General features: G+C 70.7%; 20 protein-coding genes, 1 tRNA gene and 2 pseudogenes. 13 read left to right on the forward strand and 10 right to left on the reverse strand.

The features are described 5' to 3' along the window. Positions 1 to 200, forward strand: a pseudogene (locus IEZ03_RS38200) (hypothetical protein); the annotation flags it as partial. A gap of 3 nt (positions 201 to 203) precedes the next feature. Here IEZ03_RS38200 and IEZ03_RS27000 read toward each other — a convergent pair. Beyond that, entirely contained in the window at positions 204 to 1,028 is an 825-nt protein-coding gene (locus tag IEZ03_RS27000; RefSeq protein WP_184879899.1) for an oxygenase MpaB family protein, read from the reverse strand. A gap of 102 nt (positions 1,029 to 1,130) precedes the next feature. Further along, the gene (locus tag IEZ03_RS27005) at positions 1,131 to 1,862 is read right to left on the reverse strand and encodes an isocitrate lyase/PEP mutase family protein (RefSeq protein ID WP_184879897.1); all 732 of its coding nucleotides are present in this window, start codon (positions 1,860 to 1,862) and stop codon (positions 1,131 to 1,133) included. A 120-nt stretch (positions 1,863 to 1,982) separates the two neighbouring features. On the opposite strand from IEZ03_RS27005, the gene IEZ03_RS27010 reads away from it, so the two are divergent. From IEZ03_RS27010 to IEZ03_RS27025, 4 genes are all read left to right on the forward strand, one after another. Beyond that, complete coding sequence (locus IEZ03_RS27010; protein WP_184879895.1) at positions 1,983 to 3,011, forward strand: alpha/beta hydrolase; 1,029 nt, start codon at positions 1,983 to 1,985, stop codon at positions 3,009 to 3,011. 322 nt (positions 3,012 to 3,333) lie between these two features. Next, on the forward strand, positions 3,334 to 5,448 hold the full coding sequence (locus IEZ03_RS27015; RefSeq protein ID WP_184879893.1) for a M4 family metallopeptidase: 2,115 nt from the start codon (positions 3,334 to 3,336) through the stop codon (positions 5,446 to 5,448). Between the two features lie 73 nt (positions 5,449 to 5,521). Then, positions 5,522 to 7,045 carry a M28 family metallopeptidase gene (locus IEZ03_RS27020; RefSeq protein WP_184879891.1) on the forward strand — a complete coding sequence of 508 codons (1,524 nt, stop codon included), beginning with the start codon at positions 5,522 to 5,524 and terminating at the stop codon, positions 7,043 to 7,045. 526 nt (positions 7,046 to 7,571) lie between these two features. Then, positions 7,572 to 7,790, forward strand: coding sequence for a DUF2277 domain-containing protein (locus IEZ03_RS27025; RefSeq protein ID WP_184879889.1), 219 nt, complete (start codon positions 7,572 to 7,574; stop codon positions 7,788 to 7,790). Here IEZ03_RS27025 and IEZ03_RS27030 read toward each other — a convergent pair. Further along, positions 7,787 to 8,806, reverse strand: coding sequence for an aspartate-semialdehyde dehydrogenase (locus tag IEZ03_RS27030; protein WP_184879887.1), 1,020 nt, complete (start codon positions 8,804 to 8,806; stop codon positions 7,787 to 7,789). The two genes, IEZ03_RS27025 and IEZ03_RS27030, sit on opposite strands and share 4 nt — an antisense overlap. 98 nt (positions 8,807 to 8,904) lie before the next feature. Next, on the reverse strand, positions 8,905 to 10,056 hold the full coding sequence (locus IEZ03_RS27035) for an acyl-CoA dehydrogenase family protein (RefSeq protein ID WP_184879885.1): 1,152 nt from the start codon (positions 10,054 to 10,056) through the stop codon (positions 8,905 to 8,907). A gap of 137 nt (positions 10,057 to 10,193) precedes the next feature. Between IEZ03_RS27035 and IEZ03_RS27040 the strand changes: the two genes are divergently transcribed. Next, entirely contained in the window at positions 10,194 to 10,520 is a 327-nt protein-coding gene (locus IEZ03_RS27040) for a PspC domain-containing protein (RefSeq protein ID WP_184879883.1), read from the forward strand. On the opposite strand, the gene IEZ03_RS27045 is transcribed toward IEZ03_RS27040, so the two are convergent. Beyond that, positions 10,517 to 11,857 (reverse strand): MFS transporter, encoded by a 1,341-nt coding sequence (locus IEZ03_RS27045; RefSeq protein WP_184879881.1) that lies wholly within the window; start codon positions 11,855 to 11,857, stop codon positions 10,517 to 10,519. The two genes, IEZ03_RS27040 and IEZ03_RS27045, sit on opposite strands and share 4 nt — an antisense overlap. Before the next feature lie 95 nt (positions 11,858 to 11,952). Further along, positions 11,953 to 12,303, reverse strand: coding sequence for a metallopeptidase family protein (locus IEZ03_RS27050; protein ID WP_221480542.1), 351 nt, complete (start codon positions 12,301 to 12,303; stop codon positions 11,953 to 11,955). Between the two features lie 23 nt (positions 12,304 to 12,326). On the opposite strand from IEZ03_RS27050, the gene IEZ03_RS27055 reads away from it, so the two are divergent. Together IEZ03_RS27055 and IEZ03_RS27060 are read left to right on the forward strand one after the other, a co-directional pair. Then, positions 12,327 to 14,006 carry a metallophosphoesterase family protein gene (locus IEZ03_RS27055; protein ID WP_229808608.1) on the forward strand — a complete coding sequence of 560 codons (1,680 nt, stop codon included), beginning with the start codon at positions 12,327 to 12,329 and terminating at the stop codon, positions 14,004 to 14,006. A gap of 73 nt (positions 14,007 to 14,079) precedes the next feature. Beyond that, positions 14,080 to 14,155: transfer RNA gene (locus IEZ03_RS27060), tRNA-Glu, on the forward strand. Between the two features lie 377 nt (positions 14,156 to 14,532). Here IEZ03_RS27060 and IEZ03_RS27065 read toward each other — a convergent pair. Both IEZ03_RS27065 and IEZ03_RS27070 read right to left on the reverse strand, forming a co-directional pair. Further along, entirely contained in the window at positions 14,533 to 17,022 is a 2,490-nt protein-coding gene (locus IEZ03_RS27065) for an excinuclease ABC subunit UvrA (protein ID WP_184879877.1), read from the reverse strand. 203 nt (positions 17,023 to 17,225) lie between these two features. After that, the gene (locus IEZ03_RS27070) at positions 17,226 to 17,756 is read right to left on the reverse strand and encodes a pyridoxamine 5'-phosphate oxidase family protein (protein ID WP_184879875.1); all 531 of its coding nucleotides are present in this window, start codon (positions 17,754 to 17,756) and stop codon (positions 17,226 to 17,228) included. A 62-nt stretch (positions 17,757 to 17,818) separates the two neighbouring features. On the opposite strand from IEZ03_RS27070, the gene IEZ03_RS27075 reads away from it, so the two are divergent. After that, entirely contained in the window at positions 17,819 to 18,217 is a 399-nt protein-coding gene (locus tag IEZ03_RS27075) for a hypothetical protein (RefSeq protein ID WP_184879873.1), read from the forward strand. 672 nt (positions 18,218 to 18,889) lie between these two features. Here IEZ03_RS27075 and IEZ03_RS27080 read toward each other — a convergent pair. Both IEZ03_RS27080 and IEZ03_RS27085 read right to left on the reverse strand, forming a co-directional pair. After that, a complete protein-coding gene (locus IEZ03_RS27080; RefSeq protein ID WP_184879871.1) occupies positions 18,890 to 19,204 on the reverse strand; it encodes a GNAT family N-acetyltransferase in 315 nt (104 codons plus the stop codon). Positions 19,205 to 19,351: 147 nt separating this feature from the next. Next, positions 19,352 to 22,084 (reverse strand): ATP-binding protein, encoded by a 2,733-nt coding sequence (locus IEZ03_RS27085; protein ID WP_184879869.1) that lies wholly within the window; start codon positions 22,082 to 22,084, stop codon positions 19,352 to 19,354. Between the two features lie 190 nt (positions 22,085 to 22,274). On the opposite strand from IEZ03_RS27085, the gene IEZ03_RS27090 reads away from it, so the two are divergent. The 4 genes and pseudogenes from IEZ03_RS27090 to IEZ03_RS27105 form a co-directional block, all read left to right on the forward strand. Beyond that, a complete protein-coding gene (locus tag IEZ03_RS27090; protein WP_184879867.1) occupies positions 22,275 to 23,153 on the forward strand; it encodes an ABC transporter ATP-binding protein in 879 nt (292 codons plus the stop codon). Between the two features lie 37 nt (positions 23,154 to 23,190). Next, positions 23,191 to 23,910 carry an ABC transporter permease gene (locus IEZ03_RS27095; RefSeq protein WP_184879865.1) on the forward strand — a complete coding sequence of 240 codons (720 nt, stop codon included), beginning with the start codon at positions 23,191 to 23,193 and terminating at the stop codon, positions 23,908 to 23,910. Continuing rightward, positions 23,907 to 24,839: a protein kinase domain-containing protein gene (locus IEZ03_RS27100; protein WP_184879863.1), complete on the forward strand. Its 933-nt coding sequence runs from the start codon at positions 23,907 to 23,909 to the stop codon at positions 24,837 to 24,839. Before IEZ03_RS27095 ends, IEZ03_RS27100 begins: the two co-directional genes overlap by 4 nt. Positions 24,840 to 24,880: 41 nt before the next feature. After that, a pseudogene (locus IEZ03_RS27105) lies at positions 24,881 to 25,171 on the forward strand (alpha/beta fold hydrolase); the annotation flags it as partial.

A 25,171-nucleotide genomic window follows, 5' to 3' on the forward strand; every position in this document is an offset into this window, starting at 1 on the left:
CGTTCACCCTCGTCCTGATCCTGCTCTGCTTCTCCCTGGCCAAGGACGTCCGCAGCGACCCCATGATGCAGCGCCAGGACAAGGGCGCCGAAGTCCTGGAGGACGCCGTCGTGGCCGGCACCGAACGCCACCGAGGCGAATTCGAACTGGTGACCAAACCCGCCACCGACCCCCCACCCGACGATCAGCCGCCCCGCTGAGGGTCAGACGACGGGGCGGTTGGTCTTTACTCGGCGGCGGAAGTCGCGGAGGTAGAGGTTGAAGGGGAACAGGCGGGCCGGGGCCGGGAGGAGGCCGTTGACGCGGCCGAGCAGGCGGGTGTAGCGGTCGAAGCGGCGCTGGTCGCGGGGCGTCCACGTGTAGCCGAGCTCGTCGCGGAACTGCTGCGGGAGGAAGCCGAGGGTCACGAAGGTGTGGTGGCGGCCGAACAGCAGTGGGACCGGGGCGGGCAGGAAGCGCAGCTCGGTCAGGTCGCGCAGGTACCGGCGGGTGACGTCGTCCATCTCGATCTTCTTGAGGCCGTCCTGCCAGTACTCCTCGAAGGCGTCCCGGTCCGCCGGCCACATGTCCGGCTTGACCTGCAGGGTCGTGCCCAGGCGGGACCCGTACCGGTACAGCTCCCCGGCGAGTTCGGGGGACGGCTTCCCGTACAGGACGTCGTGGATGATCTCGACGCCCTGGTAGAGGCACGCGGCGACCCAGAGCTGCAGTTCGGGGTCGAAGGCGTTGTAGGGGACGGGTTCCTTGGAGCGGACCTGCCGGTGCGCGCGGTTGACCTCCTGGCGCAGCACCTTGCGCTCCTCGTCGGTGCCGAGCAGCGCGACGGCGATGTAGGTGAGGGTCGTGCGGGTCCGCTTGATCGGGTGCTTGTCGACGCGGCCGCTGTCGACCTTGCTGTTGGCGACTCCGTGCCCGACGGGCAGCCGGGCGAGCTGCATGACCACGTTCGCGGCCGCGGCGGCGAGGGCCAGGCCGCTGATGGAGTCCCGGACGGTCTTCGGGGGGATCTCCTCCAGTGTCACGGTCATTCGGACCTCACTTCCATGATACATAGAGGCGATTTCCGTCTCACTGTGCCACTGTAAGTGAGTGCTTGCAAGGGTGGCCGGGAGTGGGCGGGCTCACATGTATCACGCATAAGGGTCCTCGCGGGCCATCACCCGGGTCGCGAAGGTCTTCAGCGCCTCCAGGGTCCGGCGGAAGGGCAGCGGGCCGTAGGAGACGCGGGCGACGCCCGCGGCGGCCAGGTCCGCGAGGGACGAGCCGGGGAAGTTGTTGGCGTTGACCGGCCCCGGCAGGCCCTTGACCAGGGACGGGACGGCGTCCATCGGCGCGGTGATCGGGTAGACGCAGTCGGCGCCGGCCTCCAGGTAGAGGCGGCCGCGGGCGATCGCGGCGTCCAGCGGATCCGGGGCCTTGTTGATGAACGTGTCCACTCGGGCGTTGATCACCAGCGCGTCGCCGGCCGCCTCCCGGACCGCGGCGAGGAACTCGGCCTGCGCCTCCGGCTCGGCGAGCTCCCCTGCGTAGGTGTCCTCCAGGTTGCAGCCGGCGGCGCCGATGGCGAGGAGCCGTTCGACCAGTTCGGCGGGCTGCAGCCCGTACCCGGCCTCGGCGTCCACGGTCACGGGGACGGAGGCGGCGCGGATGACGCGTCCCGCGGCGGCGAACATCTCCTCGGCGGGCGCGCCCTCGTGGTCGGGGTATCCGAGCATGGCGGAGACGGCGGCGCTCGCGGTGGCGAGGGCGGGGAATCCGGCCTCCTGGACGGTGGCGGCGCTCGCCGCGTCCCACACGTTCGGCAGCAGCAGCGGGTCGCCGGGACGGTGCAGCTCACGAAGGCGGCGGGCGTTCTCGGTCATGTGGGTCTCCTTCCCCGTTTCCGGCAAGACGGAGCCGGATCCCCGGATTGTGACACCCGTTCCGGCGGGCGGCGGGCTGGGTTAGCGTCGAAGTGATCAACTACCGATGAGGGAGTGCGCATGCTGCCGTGGTCCGCCGAGTTCGCCGGACGCCTGGAAGAGCACGTCGTCAGCAGTGAGCTGCTGCGCGAGAACCCGCTGAAGGACCCGCACGAGCGTCCCGTCCTGGTGTACGTCCCGCCGGGCTACGACGACGAGCCGGAACGCCGCTATCCCAGCGTGTACGTCATCACCGGGTTCACCGGGCACGTGGGCATCTGGCGCAACCGGACGCCCTACCGCCAGCCGTTCCCCGAGACGGCCGACGCCGTGTTCGCCTCCGGCGAGGCCCCGCCCGCGATCGTGGTGTTCGTGGACGCCTGGACCGCGCACGGCGGCAGCCAGTACGTCGACTCCCCCGGCACCGGCCGCTACCACTCCTACATCTGCGACGAGGTCGTCCCCTGGGTGGACGGGCGCTACCGCACGCTCGACGCGCCCGAGCACCGGGCGATCAGCGGCAAGTCCAGCGGCGGCTACGGTGCGATGATCACGCCGATGCTGCGCCCCGACCTGTTCGGGGCGCTCGCGACGCACGCGGGCGACGCCCTGTTCGAGTACTGCTACCTGACCGAGTTCCCCAAGTGCGTCCGGCACCTGCGCAAGTACGGCGGCGACATCTGGCGGTGGTGGGACGACTTCAACGGGCGCGTGGCGTTCACCAAGCCCGAGGACATGGAACTGCTCAACATCCTCGGCATGGCGGTCTGCTACTCCGCGCGCGACGACGGGACGCCGGAGCTGCCGTTCGACCCGGTCAGCGGCGTCCTGAGGCAGGACGTGTGGGAGCGGTGGCTGGCGTGGGACCCGGTGCGGATGGTGCCCGCCCACGCCGAGGCGATGCGCTCGCAGCGGGCGATCTGGATCGACGGCGGGACGCGCGACGAGTGGTACCTGGACGTGGGCGCGCAGGCATTCCACAAGGCCCTGCTGGACGCGGGCGTGCAGGAGGACGTGGTCCACTTCGAGCTGTTCGACGCGGGGCACGGCGGCATCGACTACCGGTATCCGCTCGCCCTCTCCTGGCTCTGCCGCATGATCTCCCCCTGACCCCGGAGGGGGCGGCGAACGCTCATCCCTCCGCGAAGGTTCCCGACCGGACGGGCCGGGCCGGCACCACCGGCCCGGCCCGTTCGCGCTGCCTGAAGCCCGTTTTCCGAGTTTTCATTCAAAGCCCCCGACGAACTGAAAATCCAATATGAATTGTAATTATTGACACTTTTCACAATTGGGAGTGCACTTCGGGCAGCTCATCCGGATGAGTTCCCCACCCACCACACCCCCAGCCGGACGGGTGACGGACCCCGCGGGGCGCTCCCACAAGGACCTCCGCGGCCGCTGCCCCGCCCGGTACGTGGAAGGAGCACCCCCCGTGAGACACCAGACCGCGATCGGGGCGGCGGCACTGTCCGTCGGCCTCGCCGTGGCGTTGTCCGTTCCCGCCACAGGTGCGGCCGCCCGCACCGCCCCCGCCCGTCCGGATCCCCGCACCCTCGCCGCCGACGCGGCCGACCGCCTCGTCGCAGCGAAGCCCGCGGAGTTCAAGAAGGCCCCCGAAGAGAAGATCGTCCGGCGCGGAGTCACCTCCGGCCTGCGCGGCCTCCAGCACGTCTCCTACGACCGCTACTACGACGACCTGCCCGTCTACGGCGGTGACTTCGTCGTCACCACCGACGCCGGGGGCGGGGTGCTCAGCACGTCCCTCGGCCAGACGCGGAAGCTCGACGTCTCGACCGACGCCGAGATCTCGGCGGCGCAGGCCGCGAAGACGTCCCGCGCCCAGGTGTCCGAGGTCGAGAGCGCGTCCGCGCCCCGCCTGATGGTCATGGCCGAGGGGTCGGGACGCCTCGTCTACGAGACCGTCGTCACCGGCACCCACGAGAAGGCGCCGACGAAGCTGCACGTGTACGTGGACGCCAAGACCGGCAAGGTCACCGAGACCTGGGACGAGGTCCGCGACGCCGCCGGCGCCGCCGTGGCCGACGACCAGAGCCACTACCACGGCACCGTCGACATCAGCACGGCGGCGACGTCGATGACCGACCCGCTGCGCTCCGGCGTCCGCTGCGGCGGCCAGAACGGCTCCACCTACACCGGCACCGACAGCGCCTGGGGCAACGGCAGCGGCACCAACCTGGAGACCGCCTGCGTCGACGCCATGTACGCCGTCCAGAAGCAGTGGGACATGCTGGGCAGCTGGCTCGGCCGCAACGGCCTCAACGGCAGCGGCGGCGGCTTCCCCATGCGGGTGGGCCTGAACCAGGCCAACGCGTTCTGGAACGGCAGCTACACCAACTACGGCCGCAACTCGGCCGGCACCCGCCAGGCCACGAGCGCCGACGTCGTCGCGCACGAGAACGGCCACGCCGTGTTCAGCAACACGCCCGGCGGCGCCGGCGGCGGCAACGGCAACGAGAAGGGCGGCATGAACGAGTCGGCCGGCGACATCTTCGGCGCGCTGACCGAGCACTACATGAACGAGCCCGCCAGCCTGGACCCGCCGGACTACCTGGTGGGCGAGGAGGTCGACCTCGTCGGCAGCGGCCCGATCCGCAACATGTACAACCCGGCCGCGCTCGGGGACCCGAACTGCTACTCGTCCTCGATCCCGCGCACCGAGGTGCACGCCGCCGCGGGCCCGCAGAACCACTGGTTCTACCTGCTCGCCGAAGGATCGAACCCCGCCAGCGGCCCGGCCAGCCCGACGTGCAACGGCTCGACCGTCACCGGAATCGGGATCCAGAAGGCCGGCCAGATCTTCATGGGCGGCCTGAACCGCAAGGTGACGAGCTGGAGCCACGCCAGGGCGCGCGTCGAGACCGTCAACGCCGCGCTGGAGCTGTTCCCCGGCTCCGCCACCGAGTGCAACGCGGTGAAGGCGGCCTGGAGCGCGGTCAGCGTCCCCGAGCAGAGCGGCGAGCAGTCCTGCGGCGGCGGCCAGCAGCCGCCGGACACCGTCTTCTCGGACGGCTTCGAGTCCGCGCAGGGCTGGACGACCGACCCCGACGGCACCGACACCGCGACGGCAGGCGCCTGGGAACGCGGCACCCCCCAGGCGACCAGCTGGTCCGGGACGAGCCTGCAGCTCGCCGCCGCCGGCGGCAGCGCCGGCCTGGTCACCGGCGCCGCGGCCGGCTCGGACGCGGGCGCCAACGACCTCGACGGCGGCGCGACGACCGTCCGGTCACCGGCGATCGCCCTTCCCGCCGGAACTCTGTCGCTGCGGTTCTCCTGGTACCTCGCCCACCTCAACAACAGCTCCGCGGACGACTACCTGCGGGTCCGCGTCGTCGGGGCGAACGGGTCGAGCACCGCGCTGAGCGCCAGCGGCGCCGCCACCAACCGGGCCGGATCGTGGCAGACCGCCACGTACGACCTGTCGGCGTACGCGGGCCAGAGCGTCCGGCTCGTCGTCGAGGCGGCCGACGCCGGAGCCGCCAGCCTCGTCGAGGCCGGCATCGACAACGTCCAGATCGCCGCTTCCTGACCGCCCCCTGCCCGCGGCCCGTGACGGGGCCCGCTCCCCCGTCACGGGCCGCGTCCCCCACCTGGAGGTTCACATGAGATCGCGCAAGATGGCCACCCTGGGGGCGGCCGCCCTGCTCGTCGCCGCCTTCCTGCCGGGCGCCGCGTCGGCGGCGCCCCCCGCCGCGGCGCTCGCCGCACCCGACATCCCGCTCGCGAACGTCAAGGCGCACCTGACGCAGTTCCAGAGCATCGCCAACGCCAACGGCGGCAACCGCGCCCACGGCCGCCCCGGCTACCGCGCCTCCCTCGACTACGTGAAGGCGAGGCTGGACGCGGCCGGCTACCAGACCGCCATCCAGTCGTTCACCTACCGCAGCGCCACCGGCTACAACCTGATCGCCGACTGGCCGGGCGGGGACGCGAACAACGTCCTGATGGTCGGCGGCCACCTCGACGGAGTCACCGCGGGCCCCGGCATCAACGACAACGGCTCCGGCTCCGCCGCGATCCTGGAGACCGCGCTCGCCGTCGCCCGGACCGGCTACCAGCCCGACCGGCACCTCCGGTTCGCCTGGTGGGGCGCCGAGGAGCTCGGCCTGATCGGCTCGACGCACTACGTCAACAACCTGCCGTCCAGCGAACGGTCGCGGATCGGCGGCTACCTCAACTTCGACATGATCGGCTCGCCCAACCCGGGCTACTTCGCCTACGACGGCGACGGATCCAGCGGCAGCGGCGGCCCCGCCGGCTCCGCCGAGATCGAGCGGGTGCTGCGCAGCCACTTCACGTCGATCAACGTGCCCGTCCAGGACACCGCGTTCGACGGACGCTCCGACTACGGCCCGTTCATCCGCGTCGGCATCCCCGCCGGCGGGCTCTTCACGGGCGCCGAGGGACGCAAGACGACCCAGCAGGCACAGCTCTGGGGCGGCCAGGCCGGGGTGGCGTTCGACCGCTGCTACCACGCCTCCTGCGACACCACCGCCAACATCAACGACACCGCGCTGGACCGCAATGCCGACGCCATCGCCCACGCCGTGTGGACGCTCGGCGGCGAGGGCGGCACCCAGGAACCGCCCGGAGACGTCGTCTACACCGACGACCTGGAGACCAACACGGGCTGGACGGCCAACTCGGGCGGCACCGACACCGCGACGGCGGGCGCCTGGGAGCGCGGCACACCGCAGCCGACGAGCTACTCGGGCACCGCCCTCCAGCTCGCCGCCGCGAACGGCAGCGGCGCGCTGACCACCGGCGCGGCCGCGGGCAGCGACGCCGGAGCGAACGATCTCGACGGCGGCAGCAGCACCGTCCGCTCGGGGCAGATCGCCCTCCCCGCCGGGACGCGGACCCTGTCGTTCTCCTGGTACCTCGCCCACCTGAACAACAGCTCGTCGTCCGACTACCTGCGGGTGTCGGTCGTGGGGCCGAACGGGTCCACGACCGTCCTGAACCAGCCGGGCGCCGCGTCCAACCGCGCGGGCTCCTGGCGGACGCACGAGGCCGACGTCTCCGCCTACGCCGGGCAGACCGTCCGCATCCTCGTGGAGGCCGCCGACGCCGGCACCGCCAGCCTCGTCGAGGCCGGCGTCGACAACATCGCGTTCAGCAGCTGATCACCGCAGCTCAGAAGCCGGTTTCAGAATTTTGAACGGCCCCGTTCAGCACAGTTGAAAATCCAGTGGCGGCTTGATCCGTTGACACCACCCGGCCGCCGCGATGCAATTTTGGACAGCCCCTCTCCACCCCCAGGGCTGACCGCAGGCGGCCGCACGGGACGAATCTCGGCCCGTCCCGCGCACCGCCGCACACCGGGGACCCCGCCCCCCGCCGGGCCCTCGCGCCTGCTTACTGCTTTTGTAGGCGCGAGGGCCCTGGGGGCCCTCACGCCTACAAAAGCGTGCGATTGCTGCATCGCTTCGACTCGCCTAGCGGCTCGCTGCGCGATCAGGTTTCTTGCTTCGCTCGAAACCTGCCTTCGGACGCAATCGCGACGGTTCAGGTTGTCGCGGGGTTGCGGTGGTGGCTGAGGTCAGCGCGTCCGAGGGTGCGCGTCAGCGCCCGCCGTTGCGGCCGTCGCCCGCTTGCGCCCGATGGCTCGGGCCGGGGTGGAACGTCGTAGGCGGGGGTCACAATGGGGGTATGTGCCGAAGCATCAAGACGCTCCGTCCGCCTTACTCGGAGGACGTGACCAATGACGACGTGCGGGCGGCGGCGCTCCAGTACGTCCGCAAGATCTCGGGGTTCCGCGCCCCGGCGTCCCACAACGCGGAGGCGTTCGACCGTGCCGTCGAGGAGATCGCGCGCAGCACCGCCGCCCTCCTCGACTCCCTGGAGGTCCGAGGCAGCCGCGCGAGTTAGGCCCCGGCCAGCAGCTCCGCGATTTGGATGGTGTTGAGGGCGGCGCCCTTGCGGAGGTTGTCGCCGGAGCAGAAGAGGGCCAGGCCGTTGTCGACGGTCTCGTCACGGCGGATGCGGCCCACGTAGGTCGGGTCCTGGCCCGCGGCCTGGAGTGGGGTCGGGACGTCGGACAGGGCCACGCCGGGTGCGGCGCCCAGCAGTTCGGCGGCGCGCTCGGGGGTGATCGGGCGCTCGAAGCGGGCGTTGATCTGCAGTGAGTGGCCGGTGAACACGGGCACGCGGACGCAGGTGCCGGAGACCTTCAGGTCCGGGATCTCCAGGATCTTGCGGCTCTCGTTGCGGAGCTTCTGCTCCTCGTCGGTCTCGGCGAGGCCGTCGTCCACGATCGACCCGGCCATCGGCAGGACGTTGAACGCGATCGGCCGCACGTACACCGACGACTCGGGGAACTCCAGGGCGGAGCCCGAGTGGGTGAGCTTGTCGGCGCTCGGCACGACCTTCGACGTCTGGTCGTGCAGTTCGGCGACGCCCGCGAGGCCGCTGCCGGAGACGGCCTGGTAGGTGGAGACGACCATCGCCGCGAGGCCCGCCTCGTCGTGCAGCGGCCGCAGGACGGGCATGGCCGCCATCGTGGTGCAGTTCGGGTTCGCGATGATCCCCTTGGGGCGGTTCGCGGCGGCGTGCGGGTTGACCTCGGCGACGACGAGCGGCACGTCCGGGTCGAGGCGCCAGCCCGAGGAGTTGTCGATCACGACGGCGCCGGCCTCGGCGACCTTCGGGGCGAGCGCCTTCGAGGTGGTCTTGCCCGCGGAGAACAGCGCTACGTCGAGGCCGGAGTAGTCGGCGGCCGCCGCGTCCTCGACGGTGATCTCGGTGCCGTTCCACGGCAGCTTGCGGCCCGCCGACCGGGCCGAGGCGAACAGCCGCAGCTCGTCGATGGGAAATGCGCGTTCGGCCAGGATTTCGAGCATCTTGGCCCCGACCTGTCCGGTGGCCCCGACGATGCCGACTCTCATGCCGCTCCCTCTGGGTTGATCTCTTGACCTGGCGAGTCTGCCCAGCTCGGTGGCCGGGCGTCCACTGAGTAACCCTACGCGGAGGGGTCCAGTGTCACTTAACGGAACGCGTCCAGGCCGGTCACCGCCTTCCCGAGCGTGAGCAGATGAACCTCCTGGGTCCCCTCGTAGGTCAGGACGCTCTCCAGGTTGTTCATGTGCCGGATCACGGGATATTCGAGGGTGATCCCGTTCGCGCCGAGGACCGTCCGGGCCTGCCGGGCGACGTCGAGGGCGGCGCGGACGCTGGCGAGCTTGCCGAACGAGATCTGCTGCGGCGTGACGCTCCCCTCGTCCTTGAGACGCCCGATGTGCAGGGCGGTCAGGCCGGCCTGCCCCAGGGCGACCTCCATCCAGGCGAGCTTCTCCTGCGTGAGCTGGAACGCGCCGATGGGCCTGCCGAACTGCTCGCGGGTCTTGGCGTACGCGACCGCCGCCTCGTAGCAGGACCGTCCGGCGCCGATCGCGCCCCACACGATGCCGTACCGCGCCTCCGACAGGCAGCCGAGCGGCCCCCGGAGGCCCTGCGCGCCGGGGAGCATCGCGTCCGCGGGGACGCGCACGTCCTCCAGGACGAGCTCGGACGTGACCGACGCGCGCAGCGACATCTTCCGGTGGATGTCACCGGTCGTGAACCCGGGGGTGTCCTTCGGGACGAGGAAACCGCGGATCCCCTCGTCGGTCTGCGCCCAGACGACGGCGACGTCGGCCACCGACCCGTTCGTGATCCACATCTTGGCGCCGTTCAGGATCCAGTCGGAGCCGTCGCGGCGGGCGCGGGTGAGCATGTCGCCGGGGTCGGAGCCGCGGTCGGGCTCGGTCAGGCCGAAGCAGCCGAGCGCCTCGCCCGCCGCCATCCGCGGCAGCCACCGCTCCTTCTGCTCCTCCGACCCGTACCGGTGGATCGCCGTCATCGACAGGGAGCCCTGGACGGAGACGAAGCTGCGCAGGCCGGAGTCGGCGGCCTCCAGCTCCCGGCACGCCACCCCGTACGCGACGGCGCTCATCCCGGCGCAGCCGTAGCCCTCCAGATGCATACCGAGCAGCCCGAGCTTGCCCAGCTCCGGGGCGAGTTCCCGGACGGGGAACGTGCCGTCCTCGAACCATTCCGGGACGTGCGGCACGACCCGTTCCATCACGAACGTCCGCACGGTGTCGCGGACCATGCGCTCCTCGTCGGTGAGCCGGTCGTCGATCCGCAGCACGTCCATCCGGGCCTCCTCCAGCGGGCGGTTCCGCCCACGAGGGTACGTCGGGGGCGCCGCCCGGAGCGGGCAGGGGTTCACTCAGGGGCGGATCAGGGCGAATCCGGATGTCAGAGACGCTCCGGGGTGGGCATGATCGAGGCATGGACATGGAGAAGAACACCACCGGTACCCCGCAGAAGCAGTTGCGCCGCACCCATGACGGCCGCATGCTCGCCGGCGTCTGCTCGGGTGCCGCGCAGTACCTCGGCGTCGACGCCAACGTCATCCGCCTCGGACTCGCCGTGTTCACGCTGTTCGGCGGGGCCGGGCTCGCCCTCTACGTGATCGCGTGGGTGCTCATCCCCGAGGAGGGCGCCGCGAAGTCGATCGCGGAGGACCTGTTCAAGAAGGCCAGCGACTCCCCGACCGTCCAGGACGCCGTGCAGAAGTCCAAGGACGCCCTCAACAAGAACCGCACGAACGCCTAGGAGGCGGGGGCCGAGCGGCTGACCCCGCTGGTCAGGTCGCCCGTGTGGGACGAGGTGACGACCACGGGTTCGCCAGGGGGGCGCACGCCCGCGATGACGTCGCCGCGGACCTGGTTCCACACGAGCGTGAGGACCGCGGCGGCCGACAGGCCCAGCACGCCCGCGAGCGCCACCACCGTCTCCGGCCCGAGCACCTGCGTCGCCGCGCCGCCGACGAGGATGCCGACGCCCTGCCCGGCGAGGATGCCGGACTGCGCGAGGCCGAACGCCTGCCCCCGCCCCGCCGCCGGCACCGCGGACACGAACGCCGCGTTGGCCGCGAGCTGGTAAGCGCTGCCGACGCCGGACAGCGCCCACAGCGCGACGACGCCCCACAGCGGCGGGTGCACGCCCGCCCCGATCAGCGGCAGGCAGGCGAGCATCGACATCCAGCCCATCGCGCGCAACCGGTTCGTGGGCCGCACGAACCGGCTGAACAGGAACGCGCCGATGACCATCCCCGTCGGCATCGCCGACAGCAGCAGGCCGACCGTGACCGCGTCCCCGCCGAACGTCGCCGCGTACGGCGCGGCGAGGCCCTCGGGGACCACGTAGAACGCGCACAGCCACGCGAACAGCACCAGCGACCTCAGCACCGGGTCGCCGAACACGAGCCGCGCGCCGTCCCGCGTCCCGCGCCACAGGCCGAGCGAGTCGCCGGCACTCCGTCTCTTGGACGCCGGTCTCCGCCGGACCCCGCCGATCAGGATGACGGCGGACGCGCCGAACGTCAGCGCGTCCAGGGCGAGGGCCTCGTGCGTCCCGACGGCGGCGACGACCGCGCCGCCCGCGAGGAACCCCAGCATCTGGGTGCCCTGGTGGGTGATGTTGTTGATCGCCGTCCCCGCCACGAACCGGTCGCCCTCCAGGACGTCCGGCAGGACGGCGGCGCGCGCCGCGGAGAACGGCGCGCCCAGCAGGACGGTCAGGAACACCAGGACCGACAGGGCGCCGACCGGCATCGGCACCACCGCCATCAGCGCCACCAGCCCCGCGCGCACCACGTCGCAGACGATCATGACGGTGCGGCGCGGGAACAGGTCGGCCAGCCCGGACAGCACGGGCCCGCCCACGATCGGCGGAAGATAGGTCAGCGCGTACACCAGCGCCGTCAGCAGCGGCGACTTCGTGTGGTCGTACACGAGCACGGCCAGCGCCACCTGCGCCAACTGATCGCCGACGAACGACAGCGCCTGCGCCAGCCAGAGGGCACGGAACTCACCCACCGCGAAAACCTCGCGGTAGGTCGCCTGCTCCTCCGGCGGACGGCGATGCCTGCCGGCCTGCCTTCCCGCCACGCATGCTCCAGTTCAGCCCGCCCGGTGTTGGGCGACCCTCCTATTAACTCACGCTGCGTGGCAGTTGTGTGACCTACAGTGCGCAATCCCCGAGGTCAGTATCCGAGCTCGTGTAGCCTCCGGTCATCGATCCCGAAATGGTGAGCGATCTCATGCACCACGGTGATCCTCACCTCTTCGACCACGTCGTCCGGTGTGTCGCAGATTTCGAGAATCTCTTTCCGGTAGATCGAAATGTGATCGGGCAGGACGCCGGCGTACCAGTCACCGCGCTCGGTGAGGGGTACGCCTTGGTACAGCCCGAGAAGACCGCGTTCGGGCGCCTCGTCCTCGACGACGATGACGACGTTGCGCATGTGGGCGGTCAACTCGGGTGGGATGGTGTCGAGGGCCTCGCCCACCAGGTCCTCGAACTCGTCCTGCGACAACTCGATCACACTGGCCATCCTGCACGACAGAAGGGGAACACGTGCCCAAGGTCCGCACCGCGCTGACCGATGTCCTCACGCCCCTGCGCCAGCGCGTCTCGCGAGCCCGCGGCGCCCTCCGCGACCGGACCGCCCCCGTCCGGGACTTCTGCTCCCCCGTCACCCGCCGCGTCCGCCCCGCCGTCACCGGCCGCACGTCCCGCGTCCTCCTCGTGATGGCCGTCGGCCTCACCGCGGGCTACGCCGGCCTCCTCCTAGGCGGACGCACCGTCACCGCGGTGGGCCCCACGGACGTCCAGCTCTCCCTCCGCCCGTCCCTGCAAGGCGGGACGACCCTCGAACTCCCCCCGCTCGGCTCCCTCCAGCTCGACACCCACTGGGGCCCGGTCTCACTGGAGGCGAGCCTCACCGACGTCCGGCCCGAGCAGGCCCAGAAACTGATCGAGGACGGCACGGAGCTAGACCGCCTCACCGACCGGATCACCGACCAGATCCGCGACGGCGTCGCCACCGTCCTCGTCCGCGCCGCCCTGGTCGCCCTCCTCGCCGGCTTCCTCGCGGGCCTCGTCGTCTTCCGCTCCTGGCGCCGCGCCCTCCTGGGCATGGGCTCCGCCGCCCTCGGCCTGGCCGGCGTCACCCTCCTGACCTGGGCGACGTTCAACCCCCACTCGATCGCCGAGCCCCGCTACACCGGCCTGCTCGCCAACGCCCCCCAGATCGTCGGCGACGCCCGCAGCATCGTCGAACGCTTCTCCGAGTACCGCGCCCAGCTCGCCCGCCTCGTCGGCAACGTCTCCGAGCTCTACACCACGACCTCGACGCTGCCGACCTACGAGCCGGACCCGTCCACGCTCCGCGTCCTGCACGTCTCCGACATCCACCTCAACCCGGCCGCGTGGAACGTCATCAAGTCCGTCACCACCCAGTTCAAGGTCGACCTGATCATCGACACCGGCGACCTCATGGACCACGGCAGCGCCGCCGAGGACCGCTTCGCCGACGACATCTCCGACCTGAAGGTCCCCTACGTCTACGTCCGCGGCAACCACGACTCCAAGGGCACCGAGGACGCCGTGGACGACCAGAAGAACGCCGTCGTCCTGGACAACGAGACCCGCGAGGTCAAGGGCCTGCGCATCTACGGCGTCGGCGATCCCCGCTACACCCCCGACAAGAGCACCCGCGACGACTTCACCGGCGCCGACCAGATCCGCGCCGAGGGCCAGCGCCTGGCGGCCGAACTCCGCGAAACCGGCACCACCCCCGACATCGTCGCCACCCACGACCCCACCGAGGGCGAGGCGTTCTCCGGCGCAACCCCCCTCGTCCTGGCCGGCCATGCCCACACCCGTTCCAGCAGGCTCCTCCCCACCGGCACCCGCCTGTTCGTCCAGGGCTCCACCGGCGGCGCCGGCCTCCGCGGCCTCGAACACGAGGAACCGACCCCGATCGAACTCTCCGTCCTCTACTTCAGCCGCGCCACCCACCGCCTCCAGGGCTGGGACGACCTCCGCCTCGGCGGCCTCGGCCTCACCTCGGCCAACATCGAACGCCACCTGGAACCCGACCCCGACCGCACGATCGACCCCACGCCCCCGCCCTCGTCCCCGCCGCCGTCCCCCACGTCCCCGTTCCCGTCGGAGTTCCCGTCCGACTGGCCGTCCCGCAGCCCGACCCCCCTGAACACGGCATCCCCCGCCCGCACCACCGAACCCGACTAACCGTTTGCACGCCGACCCGCTGCGTCCCCTACACTTGACCAGGTCGCGTGGCAGCCACACCGCCACGCCCCGGGCCCCCTTCGTCTAGCGGCCTAGGACGCCGCCCTTTCAAGGCGGTAGCGCCGGTTCGAATCCGGTAGGGGGTACCAACGGAACCGGCTCGCCCGGAACCGATCACCGCGTTTGCGGCGTCGCGCTGCATATCGACGATTTCGGATGTGATCGTCACCTCGCAGTTCACGAGGCTCTTCTCCCGGTCGTGGTGCATCTTCACCCCGAAGACATCCAGCAGCCGCCGCAGCGCCGGCTCAGGGAGTAGTTCCAGGTCGACCGGTCCGGTCGGCAGCAGATCCAGCAGTCCGGGTGCCGGGCGGAGGGGCGCCGTCTCCTGGAGTTCCCGGAGCCTGGCCTGTTCTGCCTTCAGATCTGCGGCGATCTCGGCGGCGCGCTCGTCGACACGCTGAACGAGTGCCGGGGTCGGCTCCTCCAGGTTCTCCAGCGGATCGAGCACGCGCGCTCTGGCCCTTCAACAGCGCGCGTTCTCCCGCACCTCCAGGAGCGGCAGATCCGCCGCGTACCGGCGGAAGAATCCGGCGGTCGGGGTGTCCGTTGCCGCGACGGTGTCCGGGGTGCCCTCCGCGACCACCGTGCCCCCGTCCGGACCGGCTCCCGGCCCCAGGTCGATCACCCAGTCCGCGGACGCGGCGACGGGGATGTCATGTTCGGCCACGACAACGGTGTTGCCCGAGTCGAGCAACGCATCAAGCGCGTCCACCACACGCTGTACGTCAGACGGGTGCAGGCCCGAGACGGGCTCGTCGAGAAGGACGAGGCCCGCCTTGCGGCCCGCAGCACCGCGCTGGATCGCGGACGCCAGCTTCAGCCGCTGCGCCTCGCCGCCGGACAACTCTGTGGCGCTCTGGCCGAGTTGGAGATAGCCAAGCCCGACCTGGTTCAAGGCTCCCAGGGTCTCCGCGAGCTGCCGGGGCTCGGAGAAGCGCTCTACGGCCTCGGCGACGGTCAGCTCCAGCACCTGATCGATGGCCAACCCCTGATACCTGATCTCCAATGCCTCTGGCTTGTAGCGTCGGCCCTCGCACGCGTCGCAGACCACCCACACATCCGGCAGAAAGTGCATGTCGACCAGCTTGCGACCGTAACCGGTGCAGGTCTCGCAGCGGCCGCCATCCGCGGTGTTGAAGCTGAACCAGGAGGCCTTGACTCCGCGCCCGCGCGCCACGTCGGTCTCGGCGAACAGCTTGCGGACAATGTCGAACGCCTTGCTGTAGGTAGCGGGGTTGGACCGCGGCGTTCGCCCGAGCGGTTCCTGATCGACGACGGCGACCCAGCCGAACCCTTCGAGGCCGGTCACCTCCCGCACCGTGTCGGTCGCGGTCCCGTTCAGGGCGGCCTCCACGCTCGCCCCGAGCGCGCCGAGCAGGCTGCTCTTGCCGCTGCCGCTCACCCCGGTCAGGCAGGTGAGCCGACCGGCGGGGAAACGCACCAAGTCCGCGGTCACGTTGTGCGCACGCAGGCCGTGCAGCTCCACCCAGCCGGTGTCATCCCCGGCTGGGCGGCGGGTCCGGCGCAGCCGCGGCCCCCCACCGGCCAGATAGCGCCCGGTTAGCGACTTCGGGTGCGCGGCGACGTCGGCGGGAGGCCCCGACACCATGACCTCGCCACCGAGGCGGCCCGCGCCGAGCCCCATATCGATCACCCAGTCGGCTCGGGCGATCAGCTCAGGGTCGTGCTCGACCAGGAGCACCGTGTTGCCGGCCTCGCGCAACTCCAGGGCGATGTCGAGCAGGTGCGCCTTGTCCGCCGGATGCAGCCCGGCCCCGGGCTCGTCCAGGACGAAGAGGATGCCGCTCAGCTCGGTGCTGAGCTGCGCGGCGAGCCGGGTCCGCTGCAACTCACCCCCCGACAGCGTCGCCGCGCTCCGGGACAGCTGGAGATGGGCCAAACCGAGCCGGTCAAGAATTCCGAGCCTGCGGCCCAGGTCCTGCAGCAGCGGCCTACCCACCTCGCGCCGCCGGGCGTCCAGGCCGTCCCCCACGCGCTTCGCCCAGTCGCGTACCTCCCGCACCTCCAGCGCGAGCAGGTCGGGGTAGGCCAGCCCACCGAGCCGCACGGACCGGGCCACCCGGTCGTACCCGCTACCGCCGCAGGCGCCGCAGGGCCGCTTGCGCATGTACGGCAGGTAGCGTTGCTTGGCGCCCGAGGTCCGAGCGTTCACGAACACCCGCTCCACCTCGGCAAGCGCACCCCGAAGCGGCTGGCTCGAGGTGTAGGTCATCAGGGCCGTCTCATTCTTGTTCGGCATGTCGACGGTCGCCTCGACCCTCTCCGCACCCGTGCCGTACAGCACGCAGTGACGGAACTCCTCAGGCAGCGACTGCCACGGCCGGCCGAGGTCCACGCCCCGCTTCTCGGCGAGCGCCGGCACGAACGCGTGCTCCCCCGACCGCCACTTCGCGTACCAGGGCGAGGCGCCCTCGAAGAGTGGAAGCTCCGGGTGGGTGATGATCAGATCCTCCTGCGCCTGCCAGCGACCGCCCACCCCGTGGCAGTCCACGCAGCTCCCTTCTGGTGTAGTGCGGTCGAAGTGAGCGGTCGTCAGGTGCCCGTCCCCGCTCTCCGTCGCCGGGGCCGCGCCGATCCCCGGAAGGCGCGAGTACAGCAGCCCCAGGTGCCCGTCGATGCCGGTGATCGTCGCGACCGTGGAGCGGGGGTTGCGGTTCAAGCGGCGCTGGTCGACCGCGAGCGTCGCGCCGAGTCCCAGGATGCGATCGACCTTCGGCCGATTGCGCTGGGTGATGTACTGCCGCACGAACGGCGAAAGTCCTTCCAGGTACCGCAGTTGGGCCTCGTTGTGCAGAGTGTCGATGGCCAGCGAGGTCTTGCCGCTGCCGCTCACTCCGGTGAAGGCGACGAGCCGCCCCTTGGGGATGCTCACCGACACGTCACGCAGATTGTTGGTTCGAGCCCCCACCACGTCGATGGTCTCGCGCCCCATACTCGCGACGTCACGTGCGAATACAGTCAACCTTCGTCCCCCCTCTCGCAACGCAGTAGGACATGGGCGACAGGCCTCCACCATGCGGAACAAACCGATCACGCCACTATGCGACGGCCGCTCGTCGCACATGGCGCCGAGCGGCCGCTTCACCAGATCTGTCAGCCAGCACGTGGCCGTCCCGATGTGGCCCGTGCTGCGGATCAGGGCCGGGACACCGCAGTGAGCTTGGCGATATCGGATGCGTAGACGCTCATCCAGTGCGGATGCAGCCGGTAGTAGACCACGTGCTCGTCCCAGTCGAAGAAGTCGGCGCCGTAGAAATCCTTGAAATAAGAGAGCAGGTCCGGCCAGTCCGCGGCCGGCTCGCCGTCCTGGGGGTTGAGGATCTCCACCGTGCCGTGTGTGAACACACCCAGGTCCTCACCGCGCATGTGCGCGACGCTGACGGCCGGGCGGGCGGCCAGGTGGCGGGCCTTGACGGCACCGCGCGCCGTGCCGAAGTACCACTTGCCGTGCAGGAAGTGCCCGTCCACGCCGCTGATCCGCGGTTCGCCCTTCGCCGTCACGGTGGCCAGGGCCAGGGTGCACATGCCGGTGAGGACTCCGGTGAGCTGCTCCGCGGTCAGTGTGCTCTCGGTGCTGATGATCGACCGGAGGTGCGAGGAGGAGCGGGACAGAGAGGCGTCCAGCAGGGCCTGCAACTCTTTGAGATCTTCCCGCGTTTCGCGCATGCAGTTCCTTGTCCATCCGTAGGGCTCGGTCCACGCTCACCATCGGCGCTACCGGTAAACCCATGATCGCTTCAAAACCTGACACCTTGCGTCATGTTTTCATCCGTCCTGCGGACGACACGGGCGTAGGCGGGCGTTGGGTGGCGCCGGGCCTGGAGCCGGTTTGGGACGAACCCTGTAGGGGGCACGCCGTAGACCGGCGCGCGATCCCGTTTCGACGGCCCGATCGCCGCAACCGCCACGTCGTGTGGGGCACCGACGATCTGGACGTGATCGTGATCAGCCGCCGCGGCACCGGCCCGGGGACGCGCTGGCGCCGTACTCCGGATCTCCCGCAGCTTGGCTTGTGCGGCTTCCAGATCGGCAGCGATCTGGGTTCCGACGTAAGTGCGGCGGGCGGTCCGGTCGACGGACCCACAGATCACCACATCGAACTTTCGGTCGGATTGGGCAGCCTCTAGCAGCAGGTCCTGGCTTCCGCCGTCCCGCAGAATCGGGATGATGAAACGCTCGTGTCGGCACCCAAAGTCACGTGCATCGCGATCCTGGTCTCATTACTGCCCCGGCCAATCAATCATCAGCATAGGACAGAAATGTCACTGTAACGGCCTGGTCGACACCGACCATCGCACAATCGCAAGTATGTCCGGTGATCGGGTTGGCAGTAAAACTGTCACCGAAGTCCCCGTGCTCCCAAGCCCATGCAGGATATTCGACATTGCTCCACCAACATACTTCGGAACCCAGGTGCTGATCGCTACGACCTGGCTCGTCTGCACCTCGAACCCGCTGTCGGCCGACCTGTCCGCCGCCCGATGCGCCGCTACTAGCACCCGACGAACTGGTGCACGTCGACATCGGAAAACCGGGCAACATCCCCCGACAGCGGTGGCCACCGCGTGCACGGTCGAGCCGTCGGCGCCCGCAACTCCAGCGAGCACCGCGGCCCCGCCCGGCCCCGCACCGTGCGCGGCCGCGGACCTTGCCCGCGAAGTGTGGACACCTTGAGGGCTCTGGATTATCGAAAGTCTGGGGTGGAGAGGCCCGTGGGTACTTACAGGTGGGTGCGTGGGCTGCGTCGATGGGGGTGGTGCGCTTCAGTGTCGTGTGGGCCGGCTGTTTAGGGTTGGTGGCTATTTGTTGGTTTTGGGGCGTGCTGCGTTGTAGAGCAGGGGTTGGTATTCAGGGTGTTTGCGTAGCCAGGTGATGATGTAGGGGCAGATCACTAGGGCTTTTAGGTTTCGTTCGCGGATTTCGTCTAGGGCTGCGCGGGCTAGGGTGCTGGCTACTCCTTGGCCCTCGTAGGCCGGGGCTACCTCGGTGTGGGTTAGGACGATCAGTTCGCTGGTCTCTTCGTAGTCGATGAATCCGGCTACCGTCGTGTCGCCGACGATGGCTTCGTAGCGGCGGCGGGCCGGGCTTCTGGTCACGTTGATGTCGATGGGCATTGTTCGTTGCGCCTCCCGGGTCGGTGCTGTCGTCGCGCGGTCGACCGAACCGGCGAGCACGACGTGTGTTCTCAGGCTCGCGCGGCGGGGGCTCGTTCGCGTCAGGGAGAAATACCTAGCCCGTCGACCGAACTGGTTCCGGGGTGGTCAGGGGAGCGATAGTTCTCTGAGCTGGCGGCGGGAGGTGATGCCAAGCTTGCGGAAGATGTTGCGGAGGTGGGCTTCGACCGTGCGGGGGCTGAGGAACAGTTGCGCGGCGACCTCGCGGGAGGTCGCCCCGGTGGCCACTAGGCGGGCGACGTGCAACTCGTGGTCGGTGAGGGAGTCGGTCGGCTGGGCGGTTCGTTTGCGGGGATGCTCGCCGGTGGCGCGCAGCTCGCGGGCGGCGCGGTCGGCGAACGCCTCCATGCCCATGTCCGAAAGCAGCCGGTGGGCGGTGCGGAGCTGCTCACGGGCGTCCTGGCGGCGGCGCTCGCGGCGCAGCCACTCGCCGTAGACGAGGTGGGTGCGGGCCAGGAAGACGGCCCACCGGCAGTTGGTGAGCCGTACGATCGCCTCGCGGTAGTGCTCCTCGGCTCCAGGGCCGGTGGTGGTCAGGGCACGCGATCGTGCGACCAGCCCCAGGGCGAAATCCGTTCCGCTGGCGCGGGCCCGGGAGGTGAGCCGTTCCAGCGCGGCCGCCGCGCGTTCCGGCTCGCCGGCGCGGGCCGCCGCTTCGACGAGCTCGGGAAGGGCCAGGCTGCTGTACGCCAGGTCGTCGTGCTCGCAAGGCGGTGTCGCGGCGGCGAGAGCGTCGTCGTAGTTGCCGAGGCCGTTGTGCAGCGCCGCCAGTGTGGCCTGGGCCAGGTCGACCGTCGAGCCCTCGCCCCGCTCCGTCGCCTCCTTGACCATGGCCGCGTGCAGTTCCAGCGTTTCGGACCGCCGGCCGCGCCAGGCGGCCAGCATGAGCCGGGCGTTCGGCAGCGGCGGGGCCCCGGTCGCCTGCGTGATCGCGGCCTCCTCGGCGGCCAGCTCGGTGGCACGGGCGAGCTCACCGGTGAGGACGAGGATCGAGGCGACGGCGTTGAGCGCGGCGGGCAGCGTGGACAGCGCGCCGGCCTCGCGGGCGAGCCGGACCCCGTGGCCGGCCAGTACGTAGAGCGCCTCGTCGTCCCACAGCATCGACGCGACATGGCAGGCCAGCCACAGCCAGCGGCGGTCGTCGTCGTCGACTCGGGATTCGTTGCCGAGAAGCGTCGTCAGTGACCGCTGCAGGGTGGGAGCACTCGCCTCGAACCCTTGCGTGAACCGCGTGGCCAGCCCGTCCAGCAGCAGATCGACCGGCCGCGGCGGTGCCGGTGCTGCGGGCGCGTCGTGCGCGGCTTCGGCCACCTCGGTCAATCCGCAGCCCCGGGCGAGGTGACCGGCGTGGATCGCGGCGTCGAGCGCGTGCAGGTGTGTTTCGCGGGCCAGCGTCGGGTCCAGTGGGGCGAGCGTCTTGGCGGCGTCGAGCAGCATCCCCGGCATGTCGCTGCCCCGCGTCAGGTGGAACGCGATCTGGGCGCGCAGCAGCTCGATCCGTGCGTGTTGCAGGGCGTCCAGTGGCCCGGTCTCGGCGGCGGCCAGTAGTTCCAGGGCTGTCTCGGACGCGCCGGCGTCGTGCTTGGCGTGCGCGGCTTCGAGCGCCCGCGTCGCACGGGCGGCGGGATCGGGGGTCAGCTCGGCCGCGTGCTGCAGGAACGCGGCCGCGGCGGCCAACCCGCCGCGGGCACGGACCCGCCCGGCAGAGCGCTCCAGCTCGGCGGCGGCCTCCTCGTCGGTGCCCAGCACGGCCAGCCCGCGGTGCCAAGCGCGCCGGTCAGGGTCGACCTGCGGGTCGGTGGCGTCGGCCAGGGCGCGGTGGGCTCGACGCTGATCCGGCGCTGTGGCCGCCTGGTAGACCGCGGAGCGGACCAGCGGATGACGGAACCGCACCCGAGCGCCCATCTCCAGCAACCCGCCGGCCTCCGCGGGCAGGGCCGCCTGGGGGGAGATGCCCAGGTGGGCGGCCGCGCGCCACAGCAGCGCCGTGTCGCCGGTCGGATCGGCCGCCGCGACCAGCAGCAGCAGCCGCGCCTCGGCGGGCAGGCCTGCCGACCGGCGCTGGAAGCCGTCCTCGACGCGGCGGGGGACGCTCGGCACTCCCGGCAGCTCGAACCCCCCGGCCAGCTTCGCCGGGGGTGCGCTCCGGGGCAGTTCCAGCAGCGCCAAGGGGTTGCCGCGCGCCTCGGCGACGATCCGCTCGCGCACGGCGTCGTCCAGCGGCGCGTGCACGCCGGCGGTCAGCAATACGCGGGCGTCGGCCTCTCCGAGCCTGTCGAGGCGCAGTTCCGGCAACCCGGCGAACTGCTCGACGTCACCCTCGTCGGAGTCGCGCACCGCGAACACCAACGCCACCTGCTCGGCCTCCACCCGCCGCGCCACGAACGCCAGGACCTGAGCGGACGCTTCGTCAAGCCACTGCGCATCGTCGACGAGGCACAGCAGAGGCCCCTCCTCGGCGACCTCGGCCAGCAGGTTGAGGACGGCCAGCCCGACCAGGAAACGGTCCGGCGCGGTACCGGCCGCCAGTCCGAACGCCACGCCCAGGGCGGCCTGCTGCGGGTCGGGCAGCGCGTCCGCGCGGCCCAGCAGCGGCGCGCACAGCTGGTGCAGACCCGCGAACACGAACTGCGTCTCGGACTCCGCTCCGACCGAGCTCTCCACCCGGAAGCCCGAGGGGGCCGCGGTCTCGCGGGCGTACTCGAGCAGGGCGGTCTTCCCGATTCCGGCCTCCCCGCGCAGCACGAGCGTCCCGCTGCGCCCGGCCCGTGCCCGCGATAGCAGTTGCTCGACCGCATCGCGCTCCGCACGCCGGCCCAAGAGGTCCGTCAGGTCTGCTCCCCTCGGGTTCGTACCGAACTAGGTAATTCTTACCTATGCGAACCACCTCCCGCCAGGTCCCGGCTCGGAATGCGGGCGTGCTGACCGGCGAGGACGTCGGGGCTTCCACCGACGCGAGGGCACCGCGCCCGGCGCGAGTCTGATGGCACGGCCCACGAAGGGAAACACCATGCCCGCCAGTCCCGTCATCGACGTCGAACGCCTGAGCGTGACCTACGGCGACTTCACCGCCGTCCGTGACCTGTCCTTCCACGTGCGGCGCGGCGAGTTCTACGCGTTGCTGGGCACGAACGGAGCAGGCAAGACGTCCACTCTGGAGGTCGTCGAGGGGCACCGCCGGGCCGCGTCCGGCGCGGTGCGGATCTTCGGTGAGAGCCCGCGGGACCGGCGCGCGGTGCGGCCGCGGATGGGCGTCATGCTGCAGGAGAGCGGCTTCTCCCCGGATCTGACGGTGCGGGAGTCGGTCGGCCTGATCGGCGCGCTGAGCGGGCGAAGCGACGACGTCGACCGGGTGCTCGGCATCGCCGGCCTCACCCGCAAGGCGGGCACCCGGGTCTCCCAGCTGTCCGGTGGCGAGAAGCGCCGCCTGGACTTCGCCACCGCCGTGTACGGCGGGCCCGAGCTGGTCATCCTCGACGAGCCCACCACCGGGCTGGACATCCAGTCCCGCGACGCTCTATGGGCCGCCGTCGACAGGCTGCGCGACGAGGGGTCCACGATCGTGCTCACCACCCATTACCTGGAGGAGGCCCAGCAGCGCGCCGACCGCATCGGCCTCATGCACGAGGGCGCGCTCCACCGGGAGGGCACGGTCGCGGAGCTGACGCAGGCGCTGCCGTCGCTGATCAGCTTCGTGCTTCCCCCCGGCGCCCCCGAGCCGCCGACCGTGGGCGCGCTCAACGGGGCCTTCCACATCGAGACCTTCAGCCTGCAGGACGACCTCTACCGGCTACTGGGTTGGGCGCACGACACGGGGGTGGAGCTGCGGGAGCTGCAGGCCGGTCCGACCCGCCTCGACGACGTCTTCCGCGCCATCGGCCGCGCCTGAAACCACCCGGCACCTTGCCACGAAGGGATCCACCAGCATGTTGGAGATCGCTCGCAGTGAGATGATCCAGATCTTCCGGAACCGGCTGGTCCTGGTCACCGGTCTCGTCATCCCGGTCGCCGCCGGCGGCTACTTCGTCTACCAGCACGAGGTCTTCTCCGATCTCGGCGGCCTCGGCTACATCGCGGCGATCGTGATGTTCACCGTGCTGGCCTTCGGGCTGTACACCACGGCGGTGACCACGCTGGCCTCGCGCCGGCAGAACCTCTTCCTCAAGCGGCTGCGCTCCACCGCCGCGGGCGACGCGGGCATCCTCGCCGGGCTGGTCCTGCCGGTCACCGTCATCTCGCTCGTCCAGGCGGTGGCGATCCTGATCGTGCTCGGTGCGGTCGCCACCGGACCGGCCCAGCTTCCGCTCCTCGCGGTCGCGATCCTGGCGACGACGGCCATGATGGTCGCCCTGGCCCTGGCCACCGCGGGACTCACGAACTCTCCGGAGCACGCCCAGGTGACCACCCTGCCGGTGAGCCTGTCCGTGATCGCGGTGGCCAGCTGGGTGGGAATCGCCGGCACCGAGGACCTCGCCCTGCTCAAGCGGCTGCTTCCCGGGGGCGCGGCGACCGAACTGGTCGTCAACGCCTGGGACGGGGGCGTCCCCCTCGCCGACTCACTGGCCCTACTGCCGATCACCATGGCCTGGGTCCTCGTCGCCGTCGCCTTGGCCGCGCGGCTCTTCCGCTGGGAGCCGCGCCGATGAATGCGGATCGAGTCATCGACGGCCGGTACGAAGTGGGTGACGTCATCGGGCGGGGTGCCTCGGCCCACGTCCACCGTGGTCGCGACCTCCGCTCGGGCCGTTCGGTCGCGATAAAGATGCTCCGCAAGGACCTGGTGCGAGATCCCGTGTTCCATTCCCGCTTCGAGCGCGAAGCGACGACGGTGGCCGGTCTCAGCCACCCCGCGATCGTCTCCATCCTCGACACCGGGCACGAGGAAGTCGGAGACGGCTCGCCGGACAAGGTCCGAGTCCCCTTCATCGTCATGGAGTACGTCGAGGGACGGTCCTTGCGGGATCTCCTCAGGATGCGAAGGCTCACGCTCGACGAGACGATCCGGTACCAGGCCGGGATCCTCTCGGCGCTCGACTTCAGCCATCGGGCAGGCGTCGTCCATCGCGACATCAAGCCGGCCAACGTGATGATCACGCCCGCGGGCGCGGTCAAGGTCGTGGACTTCGGGATCTCGCGTGCCACCGGCAATCCGGCCGCGACCCTGACCCATGCCCAGGTGTTCGTCGGAACCCCCTCGTACCTTTCCCCCGAGCAGGCGCGGGGTGAGACCGCGGACGCCCGCAGCGACCTCTACTCCGCGGGCTGCGTGCTCTACGAGCTCCTGGCCGGACGGCCGCCGTTCGTCGGAGAGAACCCCCTCTCCATCGCCTACCAGCACATCCACAAGCAGCCCGCGCGGGTCGGCACCGCCCTGCCGGCACTTGATGCCGTACTCGCGAAGGCCCTCGCCAAGGAGCGGGAGGACCGTTTCCAGGACGCGCGCTCGTTCGAGGAGGCGCTCCTGTCCGCGGTGAAGGACACCAAGAACCGCGCTCCTGGGAGCACCTTCGCCACCGACGGGCACTGGGCACTCGCCCTGGCCGGCCGCATCGGTATGGCCGACGTCGGCTGTTGACCGGCAGCACAGAACCGAACAACGAGGAAGGGAACCCCATCATGGGATTCATCACCGTCGGCAACGAGAACAGCACTCCCATCGAGCTCTACTACGAGGATCAGGGCGCGGGACAGCCCGTGGTCCTCATCCACGGCTATCCCCTGAACGGGCACAGCTGGGAGCGCCAGACGCGCGACCTGCTCGCCGCCGGGTACCGCGTCATCACCTACGACCGCCGCGGCTTCGGCCGGTCGTCCAAGGTCGGGTCCGGCTACGACTACGACACGTTCGCCACCGACCTCGACACCGTGCTGGAGACCCTCGACCTCAGCGAGGTCGTCCTGGTCGGT

It is taken from the genome of Actinomadura livida (assembly GCF_014648675.1).
GTDB lineage: Bacteria > Actinomycetota > Actinomycetes > Streptosporangiales > Streptosporangiaceae > Spirillospora > Spirillospora livida.

What these genes read in the sequence shown, in the direction of transcription:
- IEZ03_RS27000 (WP_184879899.1), bottom strand. Translation starts at nt 1,028, where the DNA reads ATGACCGTGACACTGGAGGAGATCCCCCCGAAGACCGTCCGGGACTCC.
- IEZ03_RS27005 (WP_184879897.1), bottom strand. Translation starts at nt 1,862, where the DNA reads ATGACCGAGAACGCCCGCCGCCTTCGTGAGCTGCACCGTCCCGGCGAC.
- IEZ03_RS27010 (WP_184879895.1), top strand. Translation starts at nt 1,983, where the DNA reads ATGCTGCCGTGGTCCGCCGAGTTCGCCGGACGCCTGGAAGAGCACGTC.
- IEZ03_RS27020 (WP_184879891.1), top strand. Translation starts at nt 5,522, where the DNA reads ATGAGATCGCGCAAGATGGCCACCCTGGGGGCGGCCGCCCTGCTCGTC.
- IEZ03_RS27025 (WP_184879889.1), top strand. Translation starts at nt 7,572, where the DNA reads ATGTGCCGAAGCATCAAGACGCTCCGTCCGCCTTACTCGGAGGACGTG.
- IEZ03_RS27030 (WP_184879887.1), bottom strand. Translation starts at nt 8,806, where the DNA reads ATGAGAGTCGGCATCGTCGGGGCCACCGGACAGGTCGGGGCCAAGATG.
- IEZ03_RS27035 (WP_184879885.1), bottom strand. Translation starts at nt 10,056, where the DNA reads ATGGACGTGCTGCGGATCGACGACCGGCTCACCGACGAGGAGCGCATG.
- IEZ03_RS27040 (WP_184879883.1), top strand. Translation starts at nt 10,194, where the DNA reads ATGGACATGGAGAAGAACACCACCGGTACCCCGCAGAAGCAGTTGCGC.
- IEZ03_RS27050 (WP_221480542.1), bottom strand. Translation starts at nt 12,303, where the DNA reads ATGGCCAGTGTGATCGAGTTGTCGCAGGACGAGTTCGAGGACCTGGTG.
- IEZ03_RS27065 (WP_184879877.1), bottom strand. Translation starts at nt 17,022, where the DNA reads ATGGGGCGCGAGACCATCGACGTGGTGGGGGCTCGAACCAACAATCTG.
- IEZ03_RS27070 (WP_184879875.1), bottom strand. Translation starts at nt 17,756, where the DNA reads ATGCGCGAAACGCGGGAAGATCTCAAAGAGTTGCAGGCCCTGCTGGAC.
- IEZ03_RS27075 (WP_184879873.1), top strand. Translation starts at nt 17,819, where the DNA reads ATGATCGCTTCAAAACCTGACACCTTGCGTCATGTTTTCATCCGTCCT.
- IEZ03_RS27080 (WP_184879871.1), bottom strand. Translation starts at nt 19,204, where the DNA reads ATGCCCATCGACATCAACGTGACCAGAAGCCCGGCCCGCCGCCGCTAC.
- IEZ03_RS27090 (WP_184879867.1), top strand. Translation starts at nt 22,275, where the DNA reads ATGCCCGCCAGTCCCGTCATCGACGTCGAACGCCTGAGCGTGACCTAC.
- IEZ03_RS27095 (WP_184879865.1), top strand. Translation starts at nt 23,191, where the DNA reads ATGTTGGAGATCGCTCGCAGTGAGATGATCCAGATCTTCCGGAACCGG.
- IEZ03_RS27100 (WP_184879863.1), top strand. Translation starts at nt 23,907, where the DNA reads ATGAATGCGGATCGAGTCATCGACGGCCGGTACGAAGTGGGTGACGTC.